We start from the raw sequence: 26,338 nt of genomic DNA, 5'->3' as shown, positions 1-26,338 counted from the left end.
CTACTCCCGTGGCTGACCCGTCAGTGAAAATCGCGGCTCACCACCTTCAGGTCCGGCTTCATGTTGCGGGGATGGGTGTGTAACGGGCGCAAGGGCTTGATCTGCTCCGGGTTGCCGGCAGGTCCGGAGGGCAGTTTCGAGCGCGTCGGCTTCGCCCGATAATCCTCCTGCGGCCGCGAGACCTCGTCGGCGTTGGCGATGGCGCCGTTGAACCCGGCCGCGTCGACCGTCCCGTCGGTCAGCCAGCCAAGCCGGTAGGTCAGGTCCTCCAGCTTTTCCACGACCACATGGATCACCCGTCCCTCCCGCTGCACCAGCCCGGTGACGCCAAGGAACTTGGCGCCAAGCACGATGCGGCGGAACTGTTCGAACCGGTCGGGCCAGACGATCAGATTGGCGACGCCGCTCTCATCCTCCAGCGTGATGAAGATAATGCCCTTGGCCGTGCCCGGCCGCTGCCGCACCAGCACCAGCCCACCGAGCCGGACCCGGCGGCCATCACGCGTCCGGTCCAGATCCTCGCAGCGGATACAGCCATCGCCCTTGAGGCTCGGGCGGAGCAGGCCAACGGGATGGGCCTTGAGGGAGAGATGCAGGGACGCGTAATCCTCCACCACCTGCTCTCCCAGCGCGGCTTCCGGCAGGTGCACGGCCGCCTCCTTCAGCGAGATATGGGTCTGCTCCCGCGCCTCGGCCGCGAGGAAGAGCGGCAGCCCGCCGGTATCACGCTCCGCGCGGACCGGGCCGGTAACGGCGCGGGCAAGGCCGCGCACCGCCCAGAACACCTCGCGCCGGGCCAGCCCCATGGAGGAGAAGGCATCGCCGCGGGCCAGCACCTCCAGCACCGCCGGCGTGATCCCGGCCCGGCGCCAGAGATCGCCCGGATCGCGGTACCCCCGGCCCCGGCAGGCGGCGATCATATCCGCCTCGTCCTGCCGCATGCCCTTGATCTGCCTGAGCCCAAGGCGGAGCGCGAAGCGCCCCCTGCCGTCCGGCTCCAGGTCGCAGTCCCAGCCACTGTGATTGACGTCCGGCGGCAGCACGGTGACGCCATGCTCGCGGGCGTCGCGGACGATCTGCGCCGGGGCGTAGAAGCCCATCGGCTGGGCATTCAGCAGGGCGGCCGCGAAAACCGCCGGATAGCGGCATTTGAACCAGCTGGAGACATAGACCAGCAGGGCGAAGCTGGCGGCGTGGCTTTCCGGAAAGCCGTAATTGCCGAAACCCTCGATCTGCCGGAAACAGCGTTCGGCGAAGCTGCGCTCATAGTTCCGCGCCACCATGCCCTCGATCATCTTGTCCCGGAACTGGCCGATCTGGCCGGTCTTCTTGAAGGTGGCCATGGCCCGTCGCAGCCGGTCTGCTTCGGACGGGGTGAAGCCGGCGGCGACGATGGCGATCTTCATCGCCTGCTCCTGGAACAACGGCACGCCGAGGGTCTTGCCAAGCACGCCGCGCAACTCCGCCGACGGATACTCGACCGGCTCGTCGCCGTTCCTCCGCCGGAGATAGGGATGCACCATGTCGCCCTGGATCGGCCCCGGACGGACGATGGCGACCTCGATGACGAGATCGTAGAAACAGCGGGGCCGGAGACGCGGCAGCATCGCCATCTGGGCCCGGCTCTCGACCTGGAAGACGCCGAGGCTGTCGCCCCGGCTGAGCATGTCATAGACCGCCGGATCCTCCGCCGGCACGGTCGCGAGGTCGTAGGCATGGCCGTAATGGCGCTGCAGCAGGGTGAAGGCCTTGTGCACGCAGCTCAGCATGCCCAGCGCCAGCACGTCGATCTTCAGCATGCCGAGCGCGTCGAGATCGTCCTTGTCCCACTCGATAACGGTGCGGTCCTGCATCGCCGCATTCTCGATCGGCACCAGCTCGTCCAGCCGGCCCCTTGTGATGACGAAGCCGCCGACATGCTGGGAGAGATGCCGGGGAAAGCCCATCAGCTGCCGGGCCAGGTTCATCGCCATGGCCAGCCGCCGGTCCGCCGGGTCGAGCCCGACCTCGCGGATCCGCTCCTCCGACACGGCGTCGCCATGCCGGCCCCAGACCTGGGAGGAGAGCAGGCCGACCACATCGTCGGACAGGCCCATCGCCTTGCCGACATCGCGCAGCGCGCTGCGCGAGCGGTAGCTGATCACCGTCGCCGCCAGCCCGGCCCGCTCCCGGCCGTATTTTCCGTATATATACTGGATCACCTCCTCGCGCCGCTCATGCTCGAAATCGACATCGATATCGGGTGGCTCGCCGCGCTCCTCGCTGACGAACCGTTCGAACAGCAGGTCCGAGCGGGACGGATCGACGGCGGTGATCCCGAGGCAATAGCAGACGGCCGAATTGGCCGCCGAGCCGCGGCCCTGGCACAGGATCCCCTGGCTGCGGGCGTAACGAACAATGTCATAGACGGTGAGGAAATAGGGCGCGTAGGCGAGCTTTGCGATCAGGTCCAGTTCGTAGCGTATTTGCCGCTGCACAGGGCCGGGTACCCCGTCCGGGTAGCGCTCGGCCGCACCCTCGACTGTGCGGACCTCAAGCTCGTCCTGCACAGGCCTGCCGCCCGGCGCGATCTCATCGGGATATTCGTAGGCCAGTTCGTCCAATGAGAAAGCGCAGCGCGCGGCGATGCGCACCGTTTCCGAGACGGCCTCCGGACAGTCCCGGAACAGGCGGACCATCTCGCCCGGCGGCTTCAGATAGCGTTCGGCGTTGGCATCGAGATGCCAGCCGGCCTCGTCGATCCGGCAACGCTCCCTGATACAGGTCAGCACATCCTGCAACGGACGGCGCTCGGGCACGTGATAATGCACGTCATTACTCGCCACCAGCTTCAGGCCAGCACTGGCGGCAAGGCCGGACAGGTGGCGCAGTCGCCGGGCGTCATCGCCGTGATAAAGCATGCTGGCGGCGAGATGACAGGCGCCCGGAAAAGCCTTGGCCCAGAACCGGAGATCCGCCGCATAGCTGTCGGGAATGTCCTCCGGCGGCAGCAGCAGCAGGATCTGGCCCGCGCCGTATGCGACCACATCCTGGGGGCGCAGCAGGCATTCACCCTTCCCCGCCCGCCGCTTGCCCAGGCTCAGCAGGCGCGAGAGCCGGGCATAGGCGGCACGGTCGGTGGGCAGGCAGAGCAGGCGGGCGCCATCCTCAAGCTCGAGGCAGGCGCCTACAATCAGCTTTACGCCATGGGTCTTCGCCGCAACATGCGCCCGAACCACACCGGCAAGGCTGTTGCGGTCCGTGATGGCGACGGCGGCATGGCCGAGCCGGGCTGCCGCCTCAACCAGTTCCTCCGGGTGGGAGGCGCCGCGCAGGAAGCTGAAATTGCTGGTGACCTGAAGCTCGGCATATCCGGACATGGCCCCATCTTCGGATCAGGCGAAGAGACCGTGCAGATACCAGAGCGGCGCCTCGCCCCTCTCGGCCAGCCCTTCCCGGTAGAGCCAGAAGCGCCGGCCCTCCTGATCCTCCAGCCGGAAATAGTCCCGCGTCGCGGTATCCGCGCCGGCATCGTCTCCGTCACCAGTGCGCCACCATTCCGGCGCCAGGCGTTCCGGCCCGGCGGCTTCGGCCACCCGGTACTCCGCACCGCGCCAATGAAAGCGCGCCGGCGGATGATCCGGCAGCAGCGCCGTCGCCTCGACCCGTTCCGGACGCCGCATCAGCCGGACTGGCCGGGCCCGCTCCGGCGGCAGCGGACGCAGATTGCTCCAGTACAGCGCCTTGCCGGAGGGACGGGCCTCTTCCGGCCGCTCGGACCGTTCGGGCCGGTGACTCTCGACCGGCTGCAGCCGGTAGACCGCGCCGGCACCGATCCGGTTGGCCAGCCGGTCGCCGAGATCGGCCACAACATCCCGGTCCCGTCCCGCCCTTGTCCCGAGCGCGGCCTGGACGCCGCCGGCAGCATCGCTTTCCAGGATCTCGGCCACGGCGACGTCGATGCCGAAGCCCGGGTCGAGCTTGTCGAAATGCTGGACCAGCAGACGGAACAGCACATCCGCATCCCGGCAGGGCCGGCTGGTGCCGACGGTGATCTGCGGCACCTCGCCATCCACCCTGAAGAAACGGATCCGGACCCGCCGGGCACCGGCCTGCTCCCGTTCGAGACGGCGGCAGAGACCGGCGAGACATTGCCGGGCGGCGCGCTCCAGATCTTCCCTGAGGGCAATCGGCTCGGCGAAGGCGAGCCGTTCGCGGAACGGCGTTTCGGGCTTGCGCATGTCGAGCGCGGCCGGCCGGTGCCCGAGGGCCCGGTCGAGAGCCGCCACTAGCGGCAGGCCGAAGCGGCTGGCAAGGGGCGCCCGCGGCTTGTCGATGAGCTGCGCGATGCGGCGCAGCCCGACCCGGTCCAGGGCCTCGACACTGGCCGATGCGAGACCGAGCGCCGCCACCGGCAGCGGCTCGATGGCCATGCGCGTGCTCCCCGGCGGCACCAGGGTCAGCAAGGGGGCGGAGAAACGGGCGACGGCCCGGGCGGCGTCAGGGGTATCCGCCACCGCGAGCCGGGCTGTGAAACCGAGCCTGGTCAGGGCGTCAAGGCAGTCACGCCCGAGCGCCTGTTCCTCCGTTCGGATATCTTCCGCACCATCGCGCCGGAAGAAGTGGGCACAGCCGGTAATGTCGAGATAAAGCCCCGCGCTGCCGCCATCGCCGTTGAAGGGGGCGGCGTTGCTGTCCACCGCGACCATCGGCGTATAGCGCTGGCACCAGGTGGCCAGCTGTTCCAGCCGGCGCCGGTCGGCCGCAGGATCCGCCTCCAGGGCTTTCAGACCGGGCTGCATCGCCCTGGCATCGGCGAGGGACCGGCCAACCGCTATGCCCTGCAGGGCGGCCGCATGATCCGCCGCCATGACGGTTTCCGATCCCGCGACGCGCCTCGTCAGCACCATGGGCAGATCGCCGGAGGCAAGAGTGCTGTCGCCTTTGCGACGCCAGTCGAATGCAAAATCCGGAACGAAGAGATAGAGAAATCGCCGTGCCATGAACCGTCTCCCGGTGATGAACCGGATTCATTTGTTCATGATTTGTTCTCAATGTCAATATCACGGAAAGCGTGCCGTGATCTGAATTGGTATCAGTGGCCGGAGAGGCCGAACAGCCAGACGAGATACAGGGCGGCCAGCACGCTGCCGGCAACGACGCTCCAGAGACCGAACCTGCGGGTCAGAACCCGGCGTTCCGCCGCACGTTGCTGGCGGTCTATGTGCTGGTGCCGCTCCGCCTCGATGGCGCTGAGGAATTGCAACAGGCTGTCGATGGACTCGCCTTCCAGAGCCTGGAACTGGGCCGCGATATTCTTCCCTCCGCCCAGCCGGCGCACGATATCCGCGCTGAAGGGAAAGTCGATCAGCTCGCGGCTGCCTTTCCAGTAGATCCTGCCCTCGAGAGGAGATTCGATTTCCTCGCCATCCTCGGGCAGACGGGCGAGAAAGCCACCGATGGAAATATCGACAAGCGGCAACCGGCGGCCCTGTACCGAAGCATAGGCACCGCTCACGGACCATCGCCCGTGCCGGCGTCTTTCCTCGGCAATCACGGCCTCGGCGACAGCATTCATCCCACGGGTCTCCACATGTTCGGCAACAACCTGCATTATCGCCGCCACCCTGGCTGCGAGCGGTGATCCCTGCCATAGAAACACAAAGAAAAGCCCGGCACGGCATTAACCACTACAGACTATGTTAGCGAGGAATGCCAAAAAGTACATATAAGGCTACGCGGCAGCCTCCGATGCCGCGAAGGGCCCCGTTTCCGGCCTCATCCCGACCCGTGGCGAAATCCCGCCCGGCTCCCGGAATCGGCCCTCCTGCGGATCCCAGAGCAGATGCCAGGCGCCGGGCTGCCCGCCACGCAGACGCTCGAGAGAGAGCGACCAGACGGGCCGGGGATCGCCGCCGGACGGCGCAGCCCTGACGGACCACCGGCTTTCCGCCGTTCCAGCAGCGCCGTGTCCCGGAAGACTGCGAACCAGAAACCCGGTAACCCCGCTGGCCTCAGCGGCAAGTTGCAGGCGCCGCTCGGCAACCCGGGCAGCCTCGCCGGCTCGCGCCGGACCGAGTTCGCCCACAACCCCGGCAAGACCGGTACAGCGCAGCCCCTCCTCCATCGCCCAGAGCCGCACCGCCTCGTCCCGCGCCCGGACGAACAGAACCCGGTCCATATCGAGGCCGAGGGCCGCCAGTCCCCGGCCATGCGCCATGCCGCCGACCATGTTGGCATCCCGCACACACCAGAGAACATCACCGCCCCGGGTCGTATCGAGCAGACGCACCAGCAGCGCGGCGGTAAAGCCGAAGACACTCGCGTCCCTCACCTCCCCGCGCGCCTCGCCGGTAATCTCATGCACCCGGCCGAGGGCGAAGCCGCCGCCGAGATGGTGATCCAGGGCCTCCAGGCCGAGCGGGCAACGCGCCACCTGATCGGCGGTGCCGGCACCGCGCTCAATGGCCCGCACCTGCGCACGCAGAGATGCCAAATCAGGCCGTTGCCCCGTATTGTCCCTGCGCTTAGGATCGCCCATTCGACCACCTATTTGTTCTTGTTTTGTTCTAGGATATAGCGCTCCATGAGTCAATCGGCCGACACTCCCGCATCCGACATGCCCCAATCCCTCGAGACCATGCTCGGCTTCAATGCCGATCTCGGCTTCAGCCTCACCGAATGGGCCGACGGATATGCCAGACTGGAACTCGACCTCACCGAAAAGCATCTGAACCGCAGCGGCATCCTGCATGGCGGCGTGGTCGCCACGATGATCGACGCGGTCGGCGGCTATTGCGGCGTCTGGGTGCCGGAAGGCGAAGACAAGAAACGCGCCCTCACCCTGTCCCTGACCACCAGTTTCATGGGAACGACCAAGGCGGGACGGATCTACGCCATCGCCAAGCGCCGTGGCGGCGGACGGTCGGTGTTCTTCGCCAGCTGCGAGATCTACAGCCCCGACGGCACGCTGATCGCCATGGGCGAAGGCACCTACAAGGCCCTCAGCAAAAGGGGATAGCCAGCGTCGACGGATCGGAGCCCATCAAGACCTATTTTGCGAAAGCGACGTCCCGGCCCGGCGCTGCCGCGAGCAGCGAGCGGGTATATTCATGCTGCGGGTTGGCATAGACCTTTGCGGTCTCGCCCTCCTCGACCACGACACCGTTCTGCATCACCATGATCCGGTCGCAGATCTGCGCCGCAACCCGGAGGTCATGCGTAATGAACAGCATCGCCAGGTCGAAGCGCACGCGCACATCGTCGAGCAGCTCAAGCACCTGGGCCTGCACGGAAACGTCCAGCGCCGACACAGCCTCGTCCGCGATCAGCACCTTCGGCTGCATGGCAAGCGCTCTTGCGATGCAGATGCGCTGACGCTGGCCACCCGAGAACTGATGCGGGAAGCGTTCCAGCGCATCCGGGCTGAGCCCGACGATCTCCATCAGCTCCCGTGCCCGTCCATCCGCCTCGGCCGCGCTCACGCCGAAATTCATCGGTCCCTCGACGATCGACTGGCCGACCGTGCGGCGCGGATTGAGCGAGCGGTAGGGGTCCTGGAAGATGATCTGGATATCGCGCCGGTGCGGCCGCATCGCGTTTTCCGAAATGGTTGCGATTTCCGCACCCTCGACCTGGATATGGCCGGAACTCGGATCCTGCAGGCGCACGATGCAGCGGGCCAGGGTCGACTTGCCCGACCCTGATTCCCCGACCACGCCAAGGGTCTCACGCCGGTGGACGACAAGATCGACATCCTTGTTGGCATGTACCAGACGGGATTTCCGAAACAGCCCGAAACCGCCATAGACCTTGTTGACCTTCTGCGCCATCAGGGCCGGCGCGCGCTTGTCGATCTCCGCCCGGTGGCTCGGCACCATCGACGGCACGGAGCCGATCAGCATTTTCGTATAGGGATGCTGCGGGTTCAGCAGGATCTCGTCCCGCGTCCCTTGTTCGACGATTCTGCCCTTCTGCATGACCACGATACGGTCGGCGATCTCCGCCACCACGCCGAAATCATGGGTGATGAAGAGCACGCCGGAGCCGTGCCGGCGCTGGATATCCTTGATCAGGTCAAGGATCTGCGCCTGGGTGGTCACGTCGAGCGCCGTCGTCGGCTCGTCGGCGATCAGCAGGCCCGGCTCAAGCGCCAGGGCCATGGCGATCATGATGCGCTGACGCTGCCCGCCGGAAAGCTGATGCGGGTAGCTGTCATACATCTTCACATGGTCAGGCAGGGAGACGTCCGCCATCACCTCGAGCACACGTTCCCTCTGCTCGGCCGCCGAGAGGCTGGTATGGATTTCCAGCATCTCGCGGATCTGGTCGCCGACCTTGATGACCGGGTTCAGCGCCGTCATCGGCTCCTGGAAGATCATCGCCATCTTCTCGCCGCGCAGCCGGCGCATCTCCGCATCCGACTTTGTCAGCAGATCCTCGCCCTGGAGGATGATCTCGCCGCTGACGGCTTTCACTTCCTTCGGGTTCAGCCCCATGGTGGTAAAAGCCGTGACGGATTTTCCGGAGCCGGACTCACCGACGACGCAGACGATCTCCCGCGGGCGGACAGTGAAGCTGATATCCTCGACCGCGAACGGGCGATCCGCCCCCTTTGGCAACGCCACAGAGAGATTACGGATCTCGAGAACCGGCGTGGCCACTGCAGATTTTGAATCGGTCATACGCGCATCTTCCGGGCAATGCGGGGATCAAGTGTGTCACGCAAACCGTCGCCGACGATATTGACGGCAAGGACGGTGAGCGCGAGCGCGATCCCGGGAAAGAAAATGATCCAGGGGGTGAGCTGGAAATAGGTCCGCCCCTCGGACATGATGTTGCCCCAGCTCGGGATTTCCGGCGGGATGCCGGCCCCGAGGAAGCCGAGGATCGACTCGGTCAGCATCGCGGCACCGCAGATATAGGTGGCCTGCACGATCATCGGCGCAATGGTGTTCGGCAGGATATGCCGGATCAGGATCGCCGGAAGCCGGGTGCCCGAGGCAATCGCCGCTTCCACATAGGGCTCGTCCCGCACCGTCAGCACGACGGCGCGCACCAGCCGGACGACCCGCGGGATTTCGGGAATGGTGATGGCGATCACCACGGTGGTCAGGGTCGCGCCTGAAATCGAGATCATGGCAATCGCCAGCAGGATCGCCGGGATCGCCATCAAGCCGTCCATCACCCGCATCACCGGGGCATCAAGCCAGCGCACGTAGCCGGCGACAAGGCCGGTGAACAGGCCGATTACGGTAGCGATGACAGCCACGGAAATGCCGACGACGAGCGAAATCCGGCCGCCATGAACGACACGGACGAAAATATCGCGGCCGAGAAAGTCGGTACCAAACCAGAAACCCGCGGACGGTGGCTTCAGCCGGCTTATCACGTTCTGCTCTGTCGGCGATCCGGTAAAGAACGGCCAGACAATTGCAATTCCCGCCATGATCAGCAGCAGAATGCCGCCCCAGAAAACCGACCTGTTCCGCATCATCAGCGTGAAAGTCGATGCCTGCTGTTTTTCCGGAAGGACCTCGTCGGCAGACATCTGTTGAGGATCTATCGCTGTCATCAGTACCGAATCCTCGGGTCAAACAGGGTGTAGGAAAGATCGATCAGCAGGTTGATCAGGATGTAGATGAAGCTGAAGAACAGGATCAGCCCCTGGATGACCGGATAGTCACGGGCCAGCACCGCATCCAGCACAAGCCGCCCGAGCCCCGGAATGTTGAACACCGATTCAGTGACCACCACACCGCCGATCAGCAGCGCGATACCGACGCCGATCACCGTCACGATGGGCACCGCCGCGTTGCGCAGGGCGTGCTTCATCAGGATTTTCCATTCGGACTGCCCCTTTGCCCGGGCGGTCCGGACATAATCCTCCTCCAGAACCTCCATCACGGAGGCCCGGGTCATCCGAGCGATCAGCGAGATGAAGATCACCGAGAGCGCTATGACCGGGAGCACCATGTGCCTGAGGAAGGTGAACAGCCCGAATTCGAACGGCGACTTGTAGCCCTGGACCGGCAGGATCTTCAGCTGCATCGCCAGCACGTAGATCAGGCAATAGGCCAGAACGAAGACCGGCACCGAGAATCCGCCGACCGAGAAGAACATGACGAAGCGGTCGATCAGTGACCCTGATTTCCAGGCCGCGATGGTTCCGAGCGGCACCGCGACGGCGACCGCGAACACGATCGTGCAGAGGGAAAGCAGCAGAGTCGGCTCGATCCGCTGACCGATCAGTTCCATCACCGGCTTCTTGGAGAAGATGGCGGTCCCGAGATCGCCCGAGGCGAGCTGCAGGATCCAGCGCCAGAGCTGCACCAGCATCGGGTCATTCAGCCCGAGCTGGGTGCGGATCCGCTCGACGTCCTCGGCGGTCGCATAATCTCCCGCGATCACCGCCGCCGGGTCACCCGGTGCCAGGCGCAGGAGCAGGAAAACCAGCACGGCGACAATCACCATCACGGGGATGGTCGAAAGCACGCGCTTGAATATGTAGGTCAGCATGGAGAGGTAAGCTCCTCAAGGCGTCTGTCATCCGTCAGGGCCTTTCGGCCGGGGGACAGGGCATTGCAGAGGAGCCGCCCGGACCAGACGGTCCGGACGGCTGTCCGACGGGCGAGATTACTCGACCGAGATGTTCCAGAAGAACTGGACCGGAGACTTGATCAGGCCCTTCACGTTGTTCCGGTAGGCAACCGGAACGAAGAACTGACCGAGCTCGGCGGAGGCTGCGATGCCCCAGACCCGCTCCTGCACCTTCTTGCCGGCAGTGAGTTTTTCTTCGGCCGAGGTCGCGGATGCGAAAGCGGCACGTGCCTTTTCAAGTTCCGCGTCCGCAGGCCAGCCGAACCAGCCCTTTTCCGGATCGCCGGAGAAGGCGATGGACATCGGGTCGATCACGTCCGCGCCGATCCACCAGGTATGAAAGATGTTCCAGCCGCCTTCGGAGACCGGGTCACGCTTGGCCCGGCGGGAGGTCAGGGTGGACCAGTCCATCGCCTGCAGATCGACCTCGAAGCCTGCCTTGCGGAGCTTCTCGGCGGAGATCAGGGTGAAGGCGGAGAGCACCGGAATATCGGTCGGATGCATGATCACAATCGGTGTGCCGTCGTACCCTGCAGCTTTCAGGGCTGCGGAAGCTTTTTCAATGGAACCGGTTTTCATCGTCTCGGCCGCCACCTCGGACGCCAATGGCGTACCGCACGGATAGATCGAGTAACAGGTTTTCCAGAACTGCGGGTCACCGATGGCACCGGCCAGGTAATCTTCCTGCTTCATGGCCATCGTCGCCGCTTTGCGGATCTCGACATTGTCGAACGGCGGCAGCAGATGGTTAAAGCGGGCAAAGCCGATATTGCCGAGCGGGTCATTGACTTCGGCAGTGACATCTTCGGCCGCCGAGAGCAGCGGCATCAGGTCGGTGGAAGGCTGCTCGAAGAAATCGATTTCCCCGGCGATCAGTGCATTCATTGCTGTGGTCTGGTCGGGGAAATAGGTCCAGATCACCTTGTCGACCTTGGCAATCTTGCCTCCGGAAGCGGCCGAGGGCGCCTCGGAGCGCGGGACATAGTCCGCGAACTTCGTATAGACCACGGTCGAGCCCGGAACCCACTGGTCCGCTTCGAACTTGAACGGTCCGGAGCCGATATGCTCGGGGATCTGCTCGAACGGGTCGGTCGCCGCAATGCGCGCCGGCATGATGAACGGCACGTTGGAGGAGATCTTGCCGATCGACTCCAGCACCAGACCGTACGGTGCCTTCAACTTGAACTGGAAGGTCTTGTCGCTGACGGCGACCATTTCTTCCATCTGTTCCATGAGCTTCTGGCCCATGCCGTCGCGGGCGCCCCAGCGCTTCAGCGAAGCGATGACGTCCGTGGAAGTGACCGCCGCGCCGTCGTGGAACTTCAGCCCGTCACGCAGGTTGAACGTCCAGACCTTGCCGTCGGATGAGGTCTCCCAGGTGTCGACCATCTGCGGCTGCGGCTTGAAGCTCTCATCCATCGCGAAGAGCGTGTCGTAGATGAGATAGGCGTGATTGCGGGTGATGTAGGCCGTCGTCCAGATCGGATCGAGGTTCTTCAGGTCCGCATGCGGGATAACCCGCAGAACCGTCTCGGCATTTGCCAGGGTCGGAGTCCCTACCAAAGGCAGAGCCGCGACCGCGAGAGCCATCAGGCTGCGTCGTGTCCAACGAATCATATTTCAGTATCCCTGTTCCGTATTTTAGGTGAGACGCGAGGTTGACCCCGTCATTACCCCATTTTTAGATCCGTATTTTTTGCACCGCACCATTAACGAGTCAATGAATCCGCTGCGTAAGACGTGAAATACTTTCATGGTGAACGAGGATTCAGTGCATCTTTCAGCAATGTGGAATTCAGGCGGTGGAAACCGCGTGCATCTCGCTCATGCCCTGCCGGATAATCTGGAACGAGGACCAGCAGAACAACCCGGCCATCACCCCGGCAACGGCGAGATCGGGCCAGCCGGTTCCTGACTGCCAGACACCACCCGCCGCCAACACCACGGCGATATTGCCGATCGCATCGTTGCGCGAGCAGAGCCAGACGGAGCGAACATTCGCGTCGCCGTCCCGGAACCGAAACAGCAGGCCGACGCTGGCCATGTTCGCGACAAATGCCAGCACGCCGACAGTGCCCATCACCGCGGCTTCGGGGACGCCGACGACGAGCACCTGATAGGCGGTCGAGCCGAACACCCAGAGCCCCATGAGCGCCAGTGAGATTCCCTTGAAAAGCGCGGCGCCGGCCCGGACCCGCGCCGCCTTGCCGATGACGTAAAAACTCAGCGCATAGGTCGCCGTATCGGCCAGGAAATCCAGGGCATCGGCTTTCAGGGCCATGGACCCGGCACCGAAGCCCGCCGCCATCTCGACGACGAACATCACGCCATTGATCAGGATCACGGCCCAGAGCGCCCGGCGATACGCCGCTGACATTCCTTCGAAAACCACATTCTCATGATCGTGACCGCAACAGCCGGCCATGGCGCGCTCCTCGACAAATCATCTTATCGACACCAAGTATGGGAGCTACAACGACTGTAGGTTCAAGAGCAAATGACAGAGAAATCGGCAAGGCCATGACGGACGCCGCCACGATCCCTAACACGCCGCGCTATCCGATCGGCGATCTCGCGCGCCAGACCGGCACAAAGGTGCAGACCATCCGTTACTACGAATCCATCGGATTGCTGCCGGAACCGGCACGCACTGCCGGAAATCAGCGAGTCTACGGCCAGGATCAGCTCGACCGGCTCGGCTTCATCAAACATGCCCGCGATTTCGGCTTCCCCCTGGATGCCATCCGAGAATTGCTCGACATGACCGACCGGCCCGCCGCGTCATGCGTGGAGGCGGACGAAATCGTGCGCCGGCATCTTGGCGAGGTGCGGCGGCGCATCGGCAGGCTGCAGGCCCTGGAAGGTGAGTTGGGAAGGATGCTGGAGAGCTGTTCGCACGGAACCGTCGCGGACTGCCGGGCGATCAACGTGCTTTCAGATCATGAAAAATGCTGCGACGCCAGTCACGAGCCGGTGGAGACCATGCCGTACCGGGCTCCGGACTAGCGGTCGTCCTCCGGGTGGATCGTTCGCTCGTCATAGCCGTGCTTGGAGCTGTAAAAGGCGAGCCACATCAGCCCGCCCCCAAGAAGTAAGGTGAAGAAAGCCCCCACCGCCAGCGCAATGAAGCCGTGGATGCTCATCTCGACATCCTCGACGCCGAACCAGATCTCCCAGACCGCCCACAGGGACAGCCCGAGCACGGTAAACAGGACCAGAGCGAGCAGGATCACGTTGCGCATTGCGTATCATCCAGTGAAATTTGACCAGGAGCAGAATATGGGCGCACTCTCGCGCGAATCGGCAAAAACGGGAACAGAACATGACGTGGTCTATCGTCGCACGTGATCGGAAGAGCGGCCGGTTCGGCATCGCCATCTCCACCTGCGCGTTCGCCGTCGGCGCCATCTGCCCCTGGTCCCGGGCCGGCGTCGGCGCCCTCTCCACGCAGGCCCATACCAACCCGCTGCACGGCCCGCTGGCGATCGACCTGATGAGCCGGGGCCTGCCGGTAACCGAAGCCCTCGCCATGACCCTCGCGCATGATTCGGGCAGAGAAATCCGTCAGGTGCACGGGGTCGACGCCAAGGGCAACGTCTTTGCCCATACCGGCGTAAATTGCGTCGACTGGTGCGGCCACCTGACCGGAGACGATGTCACCGTGGCCGGCAACATGCTAGCCGGCGCCGCCGTGGTTGCGGACACGCTGGCGCGCTATGAAGCAAACGCAGGCCTCGAATTCGGCGACCGTCTGCTGACGGCTTTAGAGGCAGGTGAGGCCGCCGGCGGCGACAAACGCGGCAAGCAATCCGCAGCCCTGCTCATCCAGGGAAACGAGCCCTATGCCGAGGCCGACATCCGCGTCGACGATCATCCGGAGCCCGTCACCGAACTGCGCCGGCTGTTCGGGATCTATTCAACCAGCCGGCGCGCCTATATGCGCACCATGGGCGGGATCGGAGATTTTTCCGGGATCGTCGACGATGCGGAGAGGGATGCTTTTGTCGCTGCCAATCTCAGGGCAGACGAAGCCTCCTGATCAGCCCGGCACCGGCGCCTTTCTGAAGGTCTCCCGCGCCTCGCAACGTTCTGCAAAGGCCGCAAGCGCCGGGAACCGTTTCTCAACGTCCATATTCGGGCGGATCTTTCGCGCAAAACTGAACGCGACGACGGCCGAGATATCGGCCTGGCTGATACTGTCCGTCCCGCCCAACCAACCATCCCCCGCCTTTTCGACCAGCTCGTTCAGATAGGCCAGGCCGCCGCTGGCCTGATTTTCGTTCTTGTCGATCCAGGGCTGGTGCACCTTCTCCGCCGGATGGAACGTGACCTCGTAAGCAGCCCACTGGGTCTTGTCCATGGTGCCGAGCGCGATCGCGGTGATCTTGAGGACCCGGCGCCGGTCCGCCCCCGATGCCGGGACCAGAGCCTTCCCTGGGCCCGCCATCTCATCGATGGCATCGAGAATGGCGAAGCTCTCGACCAGCACCTCGCCATCATCGAGAATGAGCGTTGGGATCCGGATGAGCGGGTTGTGCCCCGAAACCGCTTCGGGATTCTTGCTCACCATCACGTTTTCCATATCGTGGGCAATACCGAGCTCATTGAGGCTGATCGCCACCCGCCGGGCGAAGGGTGAAAGATAATTTCCGATCAGTTTCATTGGCCGATGCTCCCCAGATTTTTTATTCGTTGGAGATCATTCTAGAGCGCGAGAGCAGCCTTCGAAAAGCGAAGACGGTTCAGGGCTTCGGAAAACCCGCGTAGCCCCTCACCCGATGCACCACAGAATGATCCCGGTCGATCTCTCCGAGCGGGCAAATATCCCAGTCCCAGGACCTGCCGCCCGGCGGCAGCGGCACGTCTTGCAGGGCGGATGCCGTTGCGGTTTCCGCGCCCGTCCGGTCACGGATGATATGCGCCTCGTCGGCGATCAATGCCACTGGACACTCGAACGCACCGAGATAGGCGAGATGCGACCGGACCAGCGCCTGCCCCAACGCTTCGCTTTCCGCATCGCTCTGGCCGAAGCTGCTTTCAAGATACGCGTTCGGGACAACGAAAAGCTGGGACAGGACACTGGCGGAAATCACCAGCGAGATTGACGGGTCATCCAGATAGGCCGTCGGTTGCGTCAGGGTGATGTTGCCTTCCGCAAGAGACGGGAGCGAAGCGGTCACGTCGAGCGTGACCAGTTCGATCCGTTCCTCCCTCTGCGCTGCCTGGCGGGCCGGCGCCATGAAAAGAAGATCCGCCAGAATCACGCGCCGGAACATGCCGAGCAGATCGGCCAGGGGAATGTCGTGCAGCAATCCCGCGCCGAAGATCAGCACACTGTCCCGCTCGGCGCATCGGCCGGCCGCGTCCAGCATGAGGTTTCGGCTCTGTTCGAGATGCGGCTCCCATGCCTTGCGGTTCCGCCGGTACCGGCTCTCGATACCGACACATTCCCGCAAGAACCCCATCCGCCGATAAGGCGCCGGGCACGGGGTTGTGAGGTAAATGAGACATTCGCGGATCATCCGGCGATGGTAATGGCATGGGCGGCACGTTCCAAGGACCCACCTCCCATGCTGTTTCTGCCCGGCCGTGCGATCAGGTCATGGTGACCGTGTCCCGGCCCTCGTCCCAGCGCCAGGACGGCGCACACGGCCGGATTTCAACACCGCCAACCCAGCGCGGCGCGCCCGCGATACTCAGGTAATCCAGCGCGCCCGCCAGCACCTGCCGACCCGCATCCGTCAGCGTATAAACGCGTTTCGGCCAGGGCTGCTCCGCTGTCGCCGGATCCACCGTGACGGCCGGATGCGTGCCGCGGGCAAGATCCTGCAGAATATGCCAGAACATGAGATCGCCGAGGAACGGCAGCGGTTCATGCCGAGTCATCAGGGCATGGAAGATTCGGCCCGCAGGCAAGCTCTGCCCGTCGGCCCCGGCAAGGATCGACAGCACCAACTCCTGTGTCAGGCCCAGCCCCGTGCGCACAGACGGCAACTCCCGCAGATGCCGTTGCAGAGCCGGAGCCATCAGCGGCAGATCAGGCGTACCATCGCCGGCAATCCGGGCAAGCTCTGTCGGGTCAGGATCGGTCACTGCATCCCAGACCCCGGCGCCAAGCACGAGTTGCTCGTCGGTCACGGGTTTCCGCTCGTTCTCCCAGAGCCAGAGCAGCACTTCGGGATGCAGCTGGCCGAGTCCGACAAAGCCCTGCACGCCGGGCACCTCACCGACGCAGATCATCTGCAGATCCGGCCTGGCATCCAGGCGGGAGAAATGCGCCAGCAGGCGGGCAAGGATCAGCTGATCGTAACTGTCATGCTCGAACCAGAGCGTTGCCCGGTCTTCCGCTCCGAGCGCATCGACCCTGTCATATTCCGCCTTCAGCTTGTCCCTCGCCTCTTTCACCGGGCGATCATATGAGGACGTGATGAAACCGGCGCGCTTGTCGAGAAAAGCCGCCCGGTCGAGGCGCGGCACGGGGCCCTGGCAATAGGGGTCGGAGAATTCGACGAAAGTGCCGGCGAACCCCGCGACCTTGAGGCCGTGCCGGATATCCTCGCCGCAGCGGATATGCACCATGTCGGCGCTGTCCGGCACCAGCGGCCCTCCCGCGTCCATGCGCTGACGGGCGATGCGCAGCGTATCGATATGCGCCTTCATGCGCGGCCAACTCGGAAAGCCGTTCTCCCGAGCGATGACAAGCTGCGCGTCGGCGACCTGCCGCTCGGAGGCGGCGCCCTTCGGGTGATGCGCTTCCCATCGTAAGAGAGCCTCCGCATCGCCATCGCGGACAGCTTTCAGAAGCTCTTTCGCACGCTTTTTCTGTTGTTCGAGATTGAGTCGTCCGCCGAAATAATCACGCGGGACGGCCAGGGCCGGATCCTTGGCTTGAGACATACGATTCCCTCGTCGCTTGTCGCCTGTGTCCGCCAGCAGGCAAGGAAATCGATCGGTTATCGATCACTCAGGATGGGCGCAGCCCTTTCCGCGGACAGGACGCCGAGAGGGCGTTGGCGGAAGCATTGCAGCCCAAGTCCGAGTGATCAAGCCTCACGCTGAAAGAGCGTGACTATCAATACTATTAAACAGACAGGCTATTAATCTGCTTCCTCTACAAACCGCTCCGCATCAGCACTGAGAGAATCCGTGTTCACAGATCTAGGTTCGGCTTTGTCATCTGAAATTCTCGGTGCGGGGGCCTGCCAATTCTTTAAATTTTGTCCAACCTGTTCATAAAATGCGGGCACGGCACGTTCCAACTCAACAATGAATGTTTTTCGCTGCCCGAATCTAGCCGCCAAGTCTTTGGCATAAATAACCTCAAAGGAAGTCGCAACCTTTCCTTGTAAATCTGCTACACTTGAATCTTTTTGGAGATCCACAAGAGAAAACAATGTGTTTTGGCCACGACCAGGCCAAATCAATTTAATATGAATATTGTCTGGCACTGATTCTTTCAACTGCCGAAGCAGCCAATTGAGTCGGGCTTTGGTTGACTTTCTATCGCCTGGAGCCGCAACTCGCATCGAGGCATAAATGGACCTTTTGCCAAAATCAGCGGCCACGCTGACCTGGCTGACTGCATTCGGAATCACAAAATCAGCATAGAGCTTGTACGTTTCCGCTAGCTTCTCGGCATCAGATTTCAGTCTTGCCATTGGGTCTTTTAAGTGTGGGCGAGGGACACGGATGTCTACATTCTCATTGAGTTGCCGAGACAATACCAAACAAAGGTCCCGAATTTCCTGATGCCAAGCTCCAATCACATCCTGCACATCGCTTGATTTCGGAGAAATCTCACCACCAGCATGTACAGATTCAAGTACTGCAGTCCATTGACTTGGCATTTGATCAAAACTCTTAACTCCCGCACTTGGGTGCGTAAGGAAGCGGACCATTTCGTTCAGAATTACCTTCTGATCATCGTCAGACACCTCTTCCCTCTTCAATAATAGCGTCGCAATCGTCAACACATACTTCCACGACCAATGAAATAACTGTGCCTTTCGTAAAGATTGGAAGCTTAAGTCCAGAGGATGATGACTCGGAAGCGGCGCAAATTGATTTGAAATAGTTAGAACAGCATCAACTCCGTTCATTTTTGCAATTTCCAAATAACTTTCGACCTGTTCGTTCGAAAGTTCATTCTTGCCTACTTTTGCCTCAACCAACGCATGCCAAGTTTTTGATCCCGAGCGGACAACGATTAGGCCGTCTGGCCTAAATTTTTTAGATCCGGAATTTTTCAACACAACTTCTGTATAGGTTTCAATTTTTGCCCTAGCGCCAATTCTGAGGCCAAAGTCAGCCAACATCGAACGCCCAAACTCTTGTACATTTTCCATACAAGACAGCAGGATTGAAAGCGTCCGACCTTCCTTCGAGTTCTCCGCCAGAACAGGAAACAGGCGTGCTCTCTCACCTTGAATCAAAAACGCCGGACGATCTGACATGCTTCCCCGCCTTCATATATTTCCACTTTAAGGGGCAAATATGAGCACGTCTGTCAGTATGGTGTAAATAACTCCACCCACTTTACCCGTCAGGGTAGATCGCGGAGCGGTAGGCGAAGACGGCCGGCAGGCCGCCGGTATGGATGTAGAGGACGTTCCCCATACCCTCGAAAGCGCCCGCGCGGGTGAGGCCGATCAGGCCAGCAAGGCTTTTCGCCGTATAGACGGGGTCCACGATCAGCGCCTCCAGGCGACCGGCAAGCTCGATGGCCTCGTGCGTGCTTTCCACCATCTTGCCGTAGCTCGGTCCAAGCCACTCGTCGTAGCAGCGCACATCCTCGTCGGGAACGACGGTGCCGCAACCGAGCATGTCTTCGGCCAGCCGGATGATGGATCGCACCCTCTCGGTCTGGCTCGCGGCGTCCCGGCGCACGCAGATGCCATGCACCGGCCCGTCATAGCCGGCAAGCCGCAGGCCCAGCAGGGTGCCGACATGGGTCGCGGCACTGCCGCTCGGCACCACCACGGCATCGAACCGCATGCCGCCTTCACTGGCCTGCTGCAGCAATTCGACGGCGCATTGCATATAGCCGAGGGATGTCAGCGGCTTGGTGTCGGCCGACAGGGTAAAGAGATAGGGGGTCTTGCCTTCCCGCGTCAGCCGCGCGGCAATGCTGTTGAGATTGGCATCCGCCGCCTTCTCATTCTCGCCGAGCGGAAAATGGTGCATATGGGCACCGAACATCCGGTCCAGCAAAACGTTGCCCGACTTGTGGTATTCCTCCCCCATGCCCTCGACCCGGTTCTCGAGCTGGACATGGGCCTCCATCCCGAGTCTGGCGGCGAAGGCGGCGGCCGTGCGCATGTAGTTCGACTGCACGGCCCCGGTGATCACCGCCGTATCGGCCCCTGCAGCTTTTGCGGCACCGAAGGAATATTCCAGCTGGCGTACCTTGTTGCCGCCGGTGGCGACACCAGTGCAGTCATCCCGTTTCACCCAAAGCGTTGGCACCGGCCCGCCAAGTTCCTCCGAGAGGTGGCTGGCCAGCCGATCCATGGTCTCCAGGGGTGTCGGGAAATGGCCGAGCCGGACGCGCGGAAATCCGTTCAGCCGGTGCTGCAGCGCGTCCGGCCCCGTCATCATTCCATGCCTTCAAGTTCTGTGATGAACCCGTCGATCACATCCAGCCCCTTGGACCAGAAGGCCGGATCGCTGGCATCGAGGCCGAAGGGCGCGAGCAACTCCTTGTGGCGCAGGGTGCCACCGGCGGACAGCATCTTGAGATACTTCTCCGCAAAGCCCTCCTCGGCGCCCTGATAGACCGCGTAGAGCGAGTTCACCAGGCAATCGCCGAAAGCATAGGCATAGACGTAGAACGGCGAGTGAATGAAATGTGGGATATAGGACCAGAAGGTCCGGTAATCGTCGTCGAACTTGATCGCCGGGCCGAGGCTGGCCTTCTGGGTTTCGATCCAGATATCGCCGAGATCCTCCGGCATGAGCTCGCCCTCGCTGCGGGCCGCATGCACCTTGGTCTCGAACTGGTGGAAGGCGATCTGCCGGACCACCGTGTTCAACATGTCCTCGACCTTGCCGGCCAGCATGGTACGGCGCTGCTTCGGATCGGTCTTGGAAGCGAGCACGGCACGGAAAGTCAGCATCTCGCCGAAGACAGACGCCGTTTCGGCCAGTGTCAGCGGCGTGTCGGACAGGAGCTGCCCCTGCTTGCCGGCCAGCACCTGATGCACACCATGGCCAAGCTCATGAGCCAGCGTCATCACATCCCGGGTCTTGCCCTGATAGTTCAGCAACAGATAGGGATGCGCGCTCGGCACCGTCGGATGGGCGAAGGCACCGGATGCCTTGCCCGGACGCACCGGCGCGTCGATCCAGGCATTGTCGAAGAACCGCTGGCCGACCGCGGCGAGATCCGGAGAAAAACCGCGATAGGCGTCGAGCACCGTTTTCTGCGCTTCCGCCCAGGGGATCGTGGTGTCGTCATCGTCCGGCAGCGGCGCGTTGCGGTCCCAGTAATTCAGGGCATCGACACCGAACCATTTCGCCTTCAGCGCATAATAACGATGTGACAGCCGGTCATAGCTGCCGGTCACGGCGTCGGACAGTGCCTGTACCACCTCGTCCTCGACCTGATTGGCCAGGTTACGGGCGGAAATCGGGTGGGCATAGCCGCGCCATTTGTCCTCGATTGCCTTGTCCTTGGCCAGCGTGTTTGTCACCAGCGCGAACAGGCCGATATTCTCCTTCAGTACACCGGCGAAACTCTTCGCCGCCTTCTCCCGGATCGCGCCATCCTTGTGACTCAGCTTGTCCAGCACCTCGGCCGAGGTCAGCTGTTCGCCATCGAACGGGAAGCGCAGCCGGGCAAAGGTTTCGTCAAAGAGCCTGTTCCAGGCGGACTTGCCGGTGACGGACTTCTCATGCAGCTTCTCCTCGATCTCGTCGGAGAGCTGATGATCCCGGAAGGCCCGGACATCGCGCAGCCAGGGCTCGTAGAAGGCGAGTTCCGGCGCCTTCAGGCTGGCCTGGAGGGCGTCTTCCTCGATCCGGTTGATTTCCAGCGTGAAGAACAGCAGATCCGTGCCGGCGGCATTGACCTTTTCCTGCATGGACTGGAAGAAGCGGCCGTTCTCGGCGCTGCTCATGTCTCCCGCATAGACAAGATAGGCATAGGACATGATGCGTCCCATGATCTCGTCCATCCGCTCGTAGACCTGAATGGCGCGGCCAAGTTCGGTGCCGTCGAGACCTGCCACTTTACCGGCATAGCGGCTCTTGAACGCCTTGGCTTCTTTCGCCAGCCGTTCCAGATCCGCTTTCAACGCCTCGGAGTCCGGTCCGGGATAGAGATCTGAAAGATCCCATTCGGGAAGAGCACCAAGTTCGGATTGTGCGACATCGGCCATCTGGGTATCCATTCATCTAAGCGAGCGCGAACGCTCAACCAAATCGTTCGTCGGCTAGTCTCTTCAAGAGTCGGCTAGTCTCTTCAAGAGCCGCCGGGAGACGTGCGGTCAAGGGAGGAACACCAGTAATGGACTACAAGGCAGTACGGAATCTCGCAACGCTGTTCTTCGATCAGTCTGACAGGCTGTCCAGCCGGCCGTTTCTCTGGGCAAAGAAAAACGGCGCCTTTCAGCCCATGACCTACGGCGAGACCCGGGAGGCGGTACGGCGTTTCGCCCGGGCCCTGAAGGCGATCGGCATCGAAAAGGGCGACCGGGTGATGATCGTCGCGGAGAACCGGCCGGAATGGGTGATCGCGGATCTTGCCATCATCGCAACCGGCGCCATCGCGGTGCCGACCTATACGACCTACACAACCGACGACTACAGCCATGTGCTGGAGGATAGCGGCGCGAAAGCCCTGGTAACCTCAACCGCGCGCCTGGCGGAGAAAATTCTCCCTGCCGCCGAACAGGCGTCAGACTGCAAGACCATCATCTCGATCGATACGCTCGCCCCGGCGGCCGATAGCGCGCTGGCCGTCCTCGACTGGAACGGTTTCCTGCAGCGCGGCGACGCCGTGGAGGGCGATCCTGTCGACTGGGCCGCGACATTGCAGCGCGACGAAGTCTGCAGCCTGATCTACACCTCCGGCACCGGTGGCAGCCCCAAGGGTGTGATGCTGACGCACGGCTCCCTGCTGGCAAACTGCGAGGGCGCCCATGACCTGCTCTGCGAACTCGGTCTCGACCACGAGGTCTTTCTGTCGCTTCTGCCGCTCTCTCACTCCTACGAGCATGTCTGCGGACTGCATTTCCCGATTTCCATCGGAGCGGAGATCTACTACGCCGAGGGTCCGGAAAAAGTCTCCCAGAATCTGACCGAAGCCCAGCCGACAATCATGACGGCCGTACCGCGGCTCTATGAAGTCCTGCATGACCGCATTCGCCGCGGGGTCGACGCCAAGGGTGGATTGAGCGCAAAGCTGTTCCACCGGACTGTCGCGCTCGGAAGCAAGGCGTATCGCGCACCCGAAAGCCTGTCGCTGCTGGAGCGTGTCGAAAATGCGTTTCTCGACAAAGCAGTGCGCTCCAAGGTGGCGGGACGCTTCGGCGGCAGGCTGAAGGCCTTCGTGTCGGGCGGCGCCGCCCTCAACCCGGATATCGGAACCTTCTTCCTTTCCCTCGGCATCCGCATCCTCCAGGGCTACGGTCAGACCGAGGCCTCACCGGTCGTCGCCTGCAATCGCTGCGAGCCCAACAAGATCCATTCCGTCGGCCCGCCGCTCAAGGACGTCGAGGTCCGGATCGCGCCGGACGGAGAAATCCTGGTGCGCGGCGCACTTCTGATGAAAGGCTATTGGGGCGACCCGGAAACCACCGCCAAGACGATCATTGACGGCTGGCTGCATACCGGGGATATCGGCCAGATCGACGAGGACGGATACATCCTCATCACCGATCGCAAGAAAGACATCATCGTCATTTCCGGCGGCGACAATATCGCTCCTGCCCGGGTCGAAGGCCAGTTGACGATCGAACCTGAAATTGCCCAGGTCATGACCTTTGGCGACAAACACCCCTATCTGGTCGCCGTGGTAGTACCGGAGCAGAGCTTCATCGAGGAATGGGCCACGGAACGTAATGTCGAGCCGACGCTTGCCTCGATCAAGGATGATGCGGAATTCATCAAGGCCATCGGCGCTGCCGTGGATCGCGGAAATTCCCGACTCACACAGACCGAGAAAGTCCGCCGTTTCATCATTGCCGACGAAGCTTTCACGACCGAAAACGCCATGATGACACCAACTCTGAAGTTGCGGCGACACCTGATCAAGGATGCCTATCGAGACAGACTCGCTGCGCTTTATGTGCGAAATTGAGGCTCAGCCTCACAAACACTTGCCTTGCGGCACACGAAAACAAGACTGGCAAAACACCTGCCGCCTTGCGTAAAATTAACAGGCTTCAAGTCCAGAAAAGGATGGTCAGCTCCGGCCAAGACGGTTTGGACACGAAAGGCTCTGAACGTTGAGCAAATACAGCACAAAGACAGCGCCGAGCCACGGACACCGGACTCTCGACCCGCTTCCGACACGTGAAGATCTCGACCGATTCTATGCCGAGCAATACTATGATCTCATAAATGATGGCAAATTGGCCGTCGATATCGGGCGCGCCAGTCGCGGCGGCGACGAGGCGAAGGACCAGGAAAACTGGCTTCGGGAAACCGTTCACAAAGATATCATCGATATCCTTCTGGATTTCGCGCCTGGAAAGCGGGTCGCCGAAGTCGGATGCGGTCTCGGCGATCTGATCAGCGACATGAAGCAGGCCGGACTGGAGCCGGTTGGCATTGATCTGGCCAGAGACGCTGTCGAAGCGGTGAAATCCCGCGGCCTGGAGGCGTTTGAAGGGTCGCTTGACGGGCTGTTCGAGGACGGGACGATCAAGGCCGAGAGCCTTGATGCAATTGCCTTCAACAACGTGCTCGAGTTTACCCATGACCCGGCACACAATCTGAAAATCGCCGCCACGGTGCTTAAGCCCGGCGGCGTTTTGCTTGTGCGCGGCGGAAACGATTTCAATGCGCTTCAGATGGCCGCAGTCGAAAAGCTTGGACTGGAAGAATGGTGGGTCTCCCCGCCCGGGCATATCAATTACCTCACTTTCGATGCCGTTGAGTCGATGATGCATGATGTCGGGATCATGCCGTTTCACCGGCACGGTGAGTTCCCGATGGAGATGTGGCTGCTCCTCGGCTTTGACTATATCTCAGACCGTGCCCTGGGGGCCGATTGTCACAACCGGCGTGTCGCGTTCGAACGGTCCATCCCGACCGAGGTCCGCAGGCAGCTTTACAAAGCCTTCGGCCAAGCCGGGCTCGGGCGGACATTGATCGTCGCCGGGAGGCGCGCCTAGGAGATGACGATGCGCGTTGCGATCATGCAACCGACATGGCTCCCCTGGATGGGATATTTCGATCTGATCGACCAAGTCGACCAGTTCGTCTTCCTCGATACCGTGCAATTCTCCAAGCAATCCTGGCACTGCCGCAACCGGATCAAGACCAGCCAGGGCAGCAAATGGATTTCCCTGCCGGTTTCGGCACGCTTCAGCGATGGCACAAGCCTCGACACGGCAATTGTTCACGCGGAACGCCGCATCCGGAAATTCACAAAAACCCTGCGCCAGGAATATTCAACAGCCGAAGCTTTCGAAGCCGAATTCCCCGCGCTGGCAGAACATCTCTCATCAATAACAGACGGCGCCTGCCTCGCAGGGATCAATATCGATTTTATCCATTTTGCCATGGGCCGGCTCGGCATCACCACGAATACAATCCGCGCCGGTGCCCTTCCGGATTTCGACGGTCGCGTCACGCGCCTTGTCGAGATTTGCCAGCTCTATGGAGCCGACACTTATGTCAGTGTCCCCGGTTCCGCCGACTACATCGGTCTGGAGGGCATGAAGAAATTTGAAGAAGCCGGGATCGATCTGGTGTTCCAACGATACGATCATCCGATCTACCCCCAGTGCGGTTCCGGGTTTCTCGGCTTCATGTCGGTCGTGGATCTGTTACTTAATGCCGGAGGGCAGGCCGGAGCCATTCTTCACTCAGGCCACCGTGACCCGATACCAGCTCTCGAGTTTTTCCGCATTTCCAGGAGTGAGTCCGGTGGACGAGAAAACAGTTACGGCGCAGCTTGACACATGGCGTGGACGTTTCGGCGATGCCTATGCCGAACGGAACTCCGCGACCGCTGAGCGCATTCGCGATTACACCCGCGCCTATGCCAAAATGTGGGAGTGCATGGCTGCCGAACCACCCGCATCCATCCTGGAGTGCGGCTGCAATGTCGGTATCGCGCTGCGCGCGCTCTCAAATATTTGCTCCGCTGAACTCTTCGCAATCGAGCCGAATGCGAAAGCCCGCGCGAAAGCAATTGCCACCGGCGTGACAGCGAAAGCCAACATCGTCGAAGGATGCCTGCAGTCAATTCCGTTCCCGGACCGGCACTTCGAGATGGCGTTCACATCAGGTGTTCTGATTCACGTGGAGCCGGACTCGCTGGAGACCGCGCTTTCCGAACTCGGGCGTGTTTCAAGCAAGTACGTGTTGATGACAGAATATTATTCCAAGCACCTGCAGGAAGTCGAATATCGCGGCCAGAACGAGATGCTGTGGAAAGCCGATTATGGCGAACTCTTCATGAAACAGAATCCCGGCTGGCGCCCTGTCGAGGCCGGTTTTTTCTGGGACAAGCTGACCGGTTTCGGCGACTCGAACTGGTGGGTTTTCAAACGAGAAGAATGACGGGACCGCGTTTCAATGGCACCAG

23 protein-coding genes are annotated in these 26,338 nt (G+C 62.1%); 7 read left to right on the top strand and 16 right to left on the bottom strand.

What is annotated here, in order from left to right:
- Window positions 1-20: 20 nt before the first annotated feature.
- From RH950_RS11910 to RH950_RS11895, 4 genes are all read right to left on the bottom strand, one after another.
- Window positions 21-3,359 (bottom strand): error-prone DNA polymerase, encoded by a 3,339-nt coding sequence (locus RH950_RS11910; RefSeq protein WP_350056972.1) that lies wholly within the window; start codon window positions 3,357-3,359, stop codon window positions 21-23.
- Window positions 3,360-3,374: 15 nt separating this feature from the next.
- Window positions 3,375-4,982: a Y-family DNA polymerase gene (locus RH950_RS11905; RefSeq protein WP_350056970.1), complete on the bottom strand. Its 1,608-nt coding sequence runs from the start codon at window positions 4,980-4,982 to the stop codon at window positions 3,375-3,377.
- A gap of 92 nt (window positions 4,983-5,074) precedes the next feature.
- Window positions 5,075-5,557: a PilZ domain-containing protein gene (locus RH950_RS11900; RefSeq protein ID WP_350056968.1), complete on the bottom strand. Its 483-nt coding sequence runs from the start codon at window positions 5,555-5,557 to the stop codon at window positions 5,075-5,077.
- 156 nt (window positions 5,558-5,713) lie between these two features.
- Window positions 5,714-6,475: an ImuA family protein gene (locus RH950_RS11895; protein ID WP_350056966.1), complete on the bottom strand. Its 762-nt coding sequence runs from the start codon at window positions 6,473-6,475 to the stop codon at window positions 5,714-5,716.
- A gap of 90 nt (window positions 6,476-6,565) precedes the next feature.
- On the opposite strand from RH950_RS11895, the gene RH950_RS11890 reads away from it, so the two are divergent.
- Window positions 6,566-7,000 carry a PaaI family thioesterase gene (locus tag RH950_RS11890; RefSeq protein ID WP_350056964.1) on the top strand — a complete coding sequence of 145 codons (435 nt, stop codon included), beginning with the start codon at window positions 6,566-6,568 and terminating at the stop codon, window positions 6,998-7,000.
- Window positions 7,001-7,031: 31 nt separating this feature from the next.
- Here the strand turns inward: RH950_RS11890 and RH950_RS11885 are convergent, their stop codons facing one another.
- The 5 genes from RH950_RS11885 to RH950_RS11865 all read right to left on the bottom strand — a co-directional run bounded on the left by RH950_RS11885 (window position 7,032) and on the right by RH950_RS11865 (window position 13,003).
- Entirely contained in the window at window positions 7,032-8,663 is a 1,632-nt protein-coding gene (locus RH950_RS11885; protein WP_350056962.1) for an ABC transporter ATP-binding protein, read from the bottom strand.
- Window positions 8,660-9,553 (bottom strand): ABC transporter permease, encoded by an 894-nt coding sequence (locus tag RH950_RS11880; RefSeq protein WP_350056960.1) that lies wholly within the window; start codon window positions 9,551-9,553, stop codon window positions 8,660-8,662. Before RH950_RS11880 ends, RH950_RS11885 begins: the two co-directional genes overlap by 4 nt.
- Window positions 9,553-10,497 (bottom strand): ABC transporter permease, encoded by a 945-nt coding sequence (locus RH950_RS11875; protein ID WP_350056958.1) that lies wholly within the window; start codon window positions 10,495-10,497, stop codon window positions 9,553-9,555. The genes RH950_RS11880 and RH950_RS11875 overlap by 1 nt, the downstream gene beginning before the upstream one ends.
- A 117-nt stretch (window positions 10,498-10,614) precedes the next feature.
- Window positions 10,615-12,195 carry an ABC transporter substrate-binding protein gene (locus RH950_RS11870; RefSeq protein WP_350056956.1) on the bottom strand — a complete coding sequence of 527 codons (1,581 nt, stop codon included), beginning with the start codon at window positions 12,193-12,195 and terminating at the stop codon, window positions 10,615-10,617.
- Window positions 12,196-12,373: 178 nt separating this feature from the next.
- Window positions 12,374-13,003, bottom strand: coding sequence for a cation efflux transmembrane domain-containing protein (locus RH950_RS11865; RefSeq protein ID WP_350056954.1), 630 nt, complete (start codon window positions 13,001-13,003; stop codon window positions 12,374-12,376).
- Window positions 13,004-13,098: 95 nt separating this feature from the next.
- On the opposite strand from RH950_RS11865, the gene RH950_RS11860 reads away from it, so the two are divergent.
- A complete protein-coding gene (locus RH950_RS11860) occupies window positions 13,099-13,584 on the top strand; it encodes a MerR family transcriptional regulator (RefSeq protein ID WP_350056952.1) in 486 nt (161 codons plus the stop codon).
- On the opposite strand, the gene RH950_RS11855 is transcribed toward RH950_RS11860, so the two are convergent.
- Window positions 13,581-13,820: a hypothetical protein gene (locus tag RH950_RS11855; protein WP_350056950.1), complete on the bottom strand. Its 240-nt coding sequence runs from the start codon at window positions 13,818-13,820 to the stop codon at window positions 13,581-13,583. The two genes, RH950_RS11860 and RH950_RS11855, sit on opposite strands and share 4 nt — an antisense overlap.
- 80 nt (window positions 13,821-13,900) lie before the next feature.
- Between RH950_RS11855 and RH950_RS11850 the strand changes: the two genes are divergently transcribed.
- Window positions 13,901-14,617 (top strand): DUF1028 domain-containing protein, encoded by a 717-nt coding sequence (locus RH950_RS11850; RefSeq protein WP_350056948.1) that lies wholly within the window; start codon window positions 13,901-13,903, stop codon window positions 14,615-14,617.
- Here the strand turns inward: RH950_RS11850 and RH950_RS11845 are convergent, their stop codons facing one another.
- From RH950_RS11845 to RH950_RS11820, 6 genes are all read right to left on the bottom strand, one after another.
- The gene (locus tag RH950_RS11845) at window positions 14,618-15,241 is read right to left on the bottom strand and encodes a glutathione S-transferase family protein (protein WP_350056946.1); all 624 of its coding nucleotides are present in this window, start codon (window positions 15,239-15,241) and stop codon (window positions 14,618-14,620) included.
- A 79-nt stretch (window positions 15,242-15,320) separates the two neighbouring features.
- Entirely contained in the window at window positions 15,321-16,034 is a 714-nt protein-coding gene (locus RH950_RS11840; protein ID WP_350056945.1) for a hypothetical protein, read from the bottom strand.
- A gap of 139 nt (window positions 16,035-16,173) precedes the next feature.
- On the bottom strand, window positions 16,174-17,475 hold the full coding sequence (locus tag RH950_RS11835) for a DUF1835 domain-containing protein (RefSeq protein WP_350056943.1): 1,302 nt from the start codon (window positions 17,473-17,475) through the stop codon (window positions 16,174-16,176).
- A 200-nt stretch (window positions 17,476-17,675) separates the two neighbouring features.
- The gene (locus RH950_RS11830; RefSeq protein ID WP_350056941.1) at window positions 17,676-19,031 is read right to left on the bottom strand and encodes a hypothetical protein; all 1,356 of its coding nucleotides are present in this window, start codon (window positions 19,029-19,031) and stop codon (window positions 17,676-17,678) included.
- 82 nt (window positions 19,032-19,113) lie between these two features.
- A complete protein-coding gene (locus RH950_RS11825; RefSeq protein WP_350056939.1) occupies window positions 19,114-20,175 on the bottom strand; it encodes a D-cysteine desulfhydrase family protein in 1,062 nt (353 codons plus the stop codon).
- Entirely contained in the window at window positions 20,172-21,956 is a 1,785-nt protein-coding gene (locus RH950_RS11820; RefSeq protein WP_350056937.1) for a M3 family oligoendopeptidase, read from the bottom strand. Before RH950_RS11820 ends, RH950_RS11825 begins: the two co-directional genes overlap by 4 nt.
- A 128-nt stretch (window positions 21,957-22,084) precedes the next feature.
- On the opposite strand from RH950_RS11820, the gene RH950_RS11815 reads away from it, so the two are divergent.
- From RH950_RS11815 to RH950_RS11800, 4 genes are all read left to right on the top strand, one after another.
- Window positions 22,085-23,878, top strand: a complete 1,794-nt coding sequence (locus RH950_RS11815) for an AMP-dependent synthetase/ligase (RefSeq protein ID WP_350056935.1) — start codon at window positions 22,085-22,087, stop codon at window positions 23,876-23,878.
- Window positions 23,879-24,026: 148 nt separating this feature from the next.
- Window positions 24,027-24,917, top strand: coding sequence for a class I SAM-dependent methyltransferase (locus RH950_RS11810; protein WP_350056933.1), 891 nt, complete (start codon window positions 24,027-24,029; stop codon window positions 24,915-24,917).
- Window positions 24,918-24,926: 9 nt separating this feature from the next.
- Entirely contained in the window at window positions 24,927-25,706 is a 780-nt protein-coding gene (locus RH950_RS11805; RefSeq protein WP_350056932.1) for a WbqC family protein, read from the top strand.
- Window positions 25,675-26,313: a pseudaminic acid biosynthesis-associated methylase gene (locus RH950_RS11800; RefSeq protein ID WP_350056930.1), complete on the top strand. Its 639-nt coding sequence runs from the start codon at window positions 25,675-25,677 to the stop codon at window positions 26,311-26,313. The genes RH950_RS11805 and RH950_RS11800 overlap by 32 nt, the downstream gene beginning before the upstream one ends.
- Window positions 26,314-26,338: the final 25 nt, after the last annotated feature.

Origin of the sequence: Nisaea sp. (assembly GCF_040217065.1) — a bacterium.
Taxonomy (GTDB): Bacteria; Pseudomonadota; Alphaproteobacteria; order Thalassobaculales; family Thalassobaculaceae; genus Nisaea.
The sequence above is the reverse complement of the archived record's forward strand: the minus strand, read 5'-3'. Positions and strand labels throughout refer to the sequence as shown.

Coding starts and splice junctions, on each gene's coding strand:
- RH950_RS11815 (WP_350056935.1), top strand. CDS start 22,085: ATGGACTACAAGGCAGTACGGAATCTCGCAACGCTGTTCTTCGATCAG.
- RH950_RS11835 (WP_350056943.1), bottom strand. CDS start 17,475: ATGTCTCAAGCCAAGGATCCGGCCCTGGCCGTCCCGCGTGATTATTTC.
- RH950_RS11910 (WP_350056972.1), bottom strand. CDS start 3,359: ATGTCCGGATATGCCGAGCTTCAGGTCACCAGCAATTTCAGCTTCCTG.
- RH950_RS11900 (WP_350056968.1), bottom strand. CDS start 5,557: ATGAATGCTGTCGCCGAGGCCGTGATTGCCGAGGAAAGACGCCGGCAC.
- RH950_RS11890 (WP_350056964.1), top strand. CDS start 6,566: ATGAGTCAATCGGCCGACACTCCCGCATCCGACATGCCCCAATCCCTC.
- RH950_RS11885 (WP_350056962.1), bottom strand. CDS start 8,663: ATGACCGATTCAAAATCTGCAGTGGCCACGCCGGTTCTCGAGATCCGT.
- RH950_RS11905 (WP_350056970.1), bottom strand. CDS start 4,982: ATGGCACGGCGATTTCTCTATCTCTTCGTTCCGGATTTTGCATTCGAC.
- RH950_RS11855 (WP_350056950.1), bottom strand. CDS start 13,820: ATGCGCAACGTGATCCTGCTCGCTCTGGTCCTGTTTACCGTGCTCGGG.
- RH950_RS11875 (WP_350056958.1), bottom strand. CDS start 10,497: ATGCTGACCTACATATTCAAGCGCGTGCTTTCGACCATCCCCGTGATG.
- RH950_RS11870 (WP_350056956.1), bottom strand. CDS start 12,195: ATGATTCGTTGGACACGACGCAGCCTGATGGCTCTCGCGGTCGCGGCT.
- RH950_RS11830 (WP_350056941.1), bottom strand. CDS start 19,031: ATGTCAGATCGTCCGGCGTTTTTGATTCAAGGTGAGAGAGCACGCCTG.
- RH950_RS11865 (WP_350056954.1), bottom strand. CDS start 13,003: ATGGCCGGCTGTTGCGGTCACGATCATGAGAATGTGGTTTTCGAAGGA.
- RH950_RS11860 (WP_350056952.1), top strand. CDS start 13,099: ATGACGGACGCCGCCACGATCCCTAACACGCCGCGCTATCCGATCGGC.
- RH950_RS11805 (WP_350056932.1), top strand. CDS start 24,927: ATGCGCGTTGCGATCATGCAACCGACATGGCTCCCCTGGATGGGATAT.
- RH950_RS11820 (WP_350056937.1), bottom strand. CDS start 21,956: ATGGCCGATGTCGCACAATCCGAACTTGGTGCTCTTCCCGAATGGGAT.
- RH950_RS11825 (WP_350056939.1), bottom strand. CDS start 20,175: ATGATGACGGGGCCGGACGCGCTGCAGCACCGGCTGAACGGATTTCCG.
- RH950_RS11845 (WP_350056946.1), bottom strand. CDS start 15,241: ATGAAACTGATCGGAAATTATCTTTCACCCTTCGCCCGGCGGGTGGCG.
- RH950_RS11850 (WP_350056948.1), top strand. CDS start 13,901: ATGACGTGGTCTATCGTCGCACGTGATCGGAAGAGCGGCCGGTTCGGC.
- RH950_RS11880 (WP_350056960.1), bottom strand. CDS start 9,553: ATGACAGCGATAGATCCTCAACAGATGTCTGCCGACGAGGTCCTTCCG.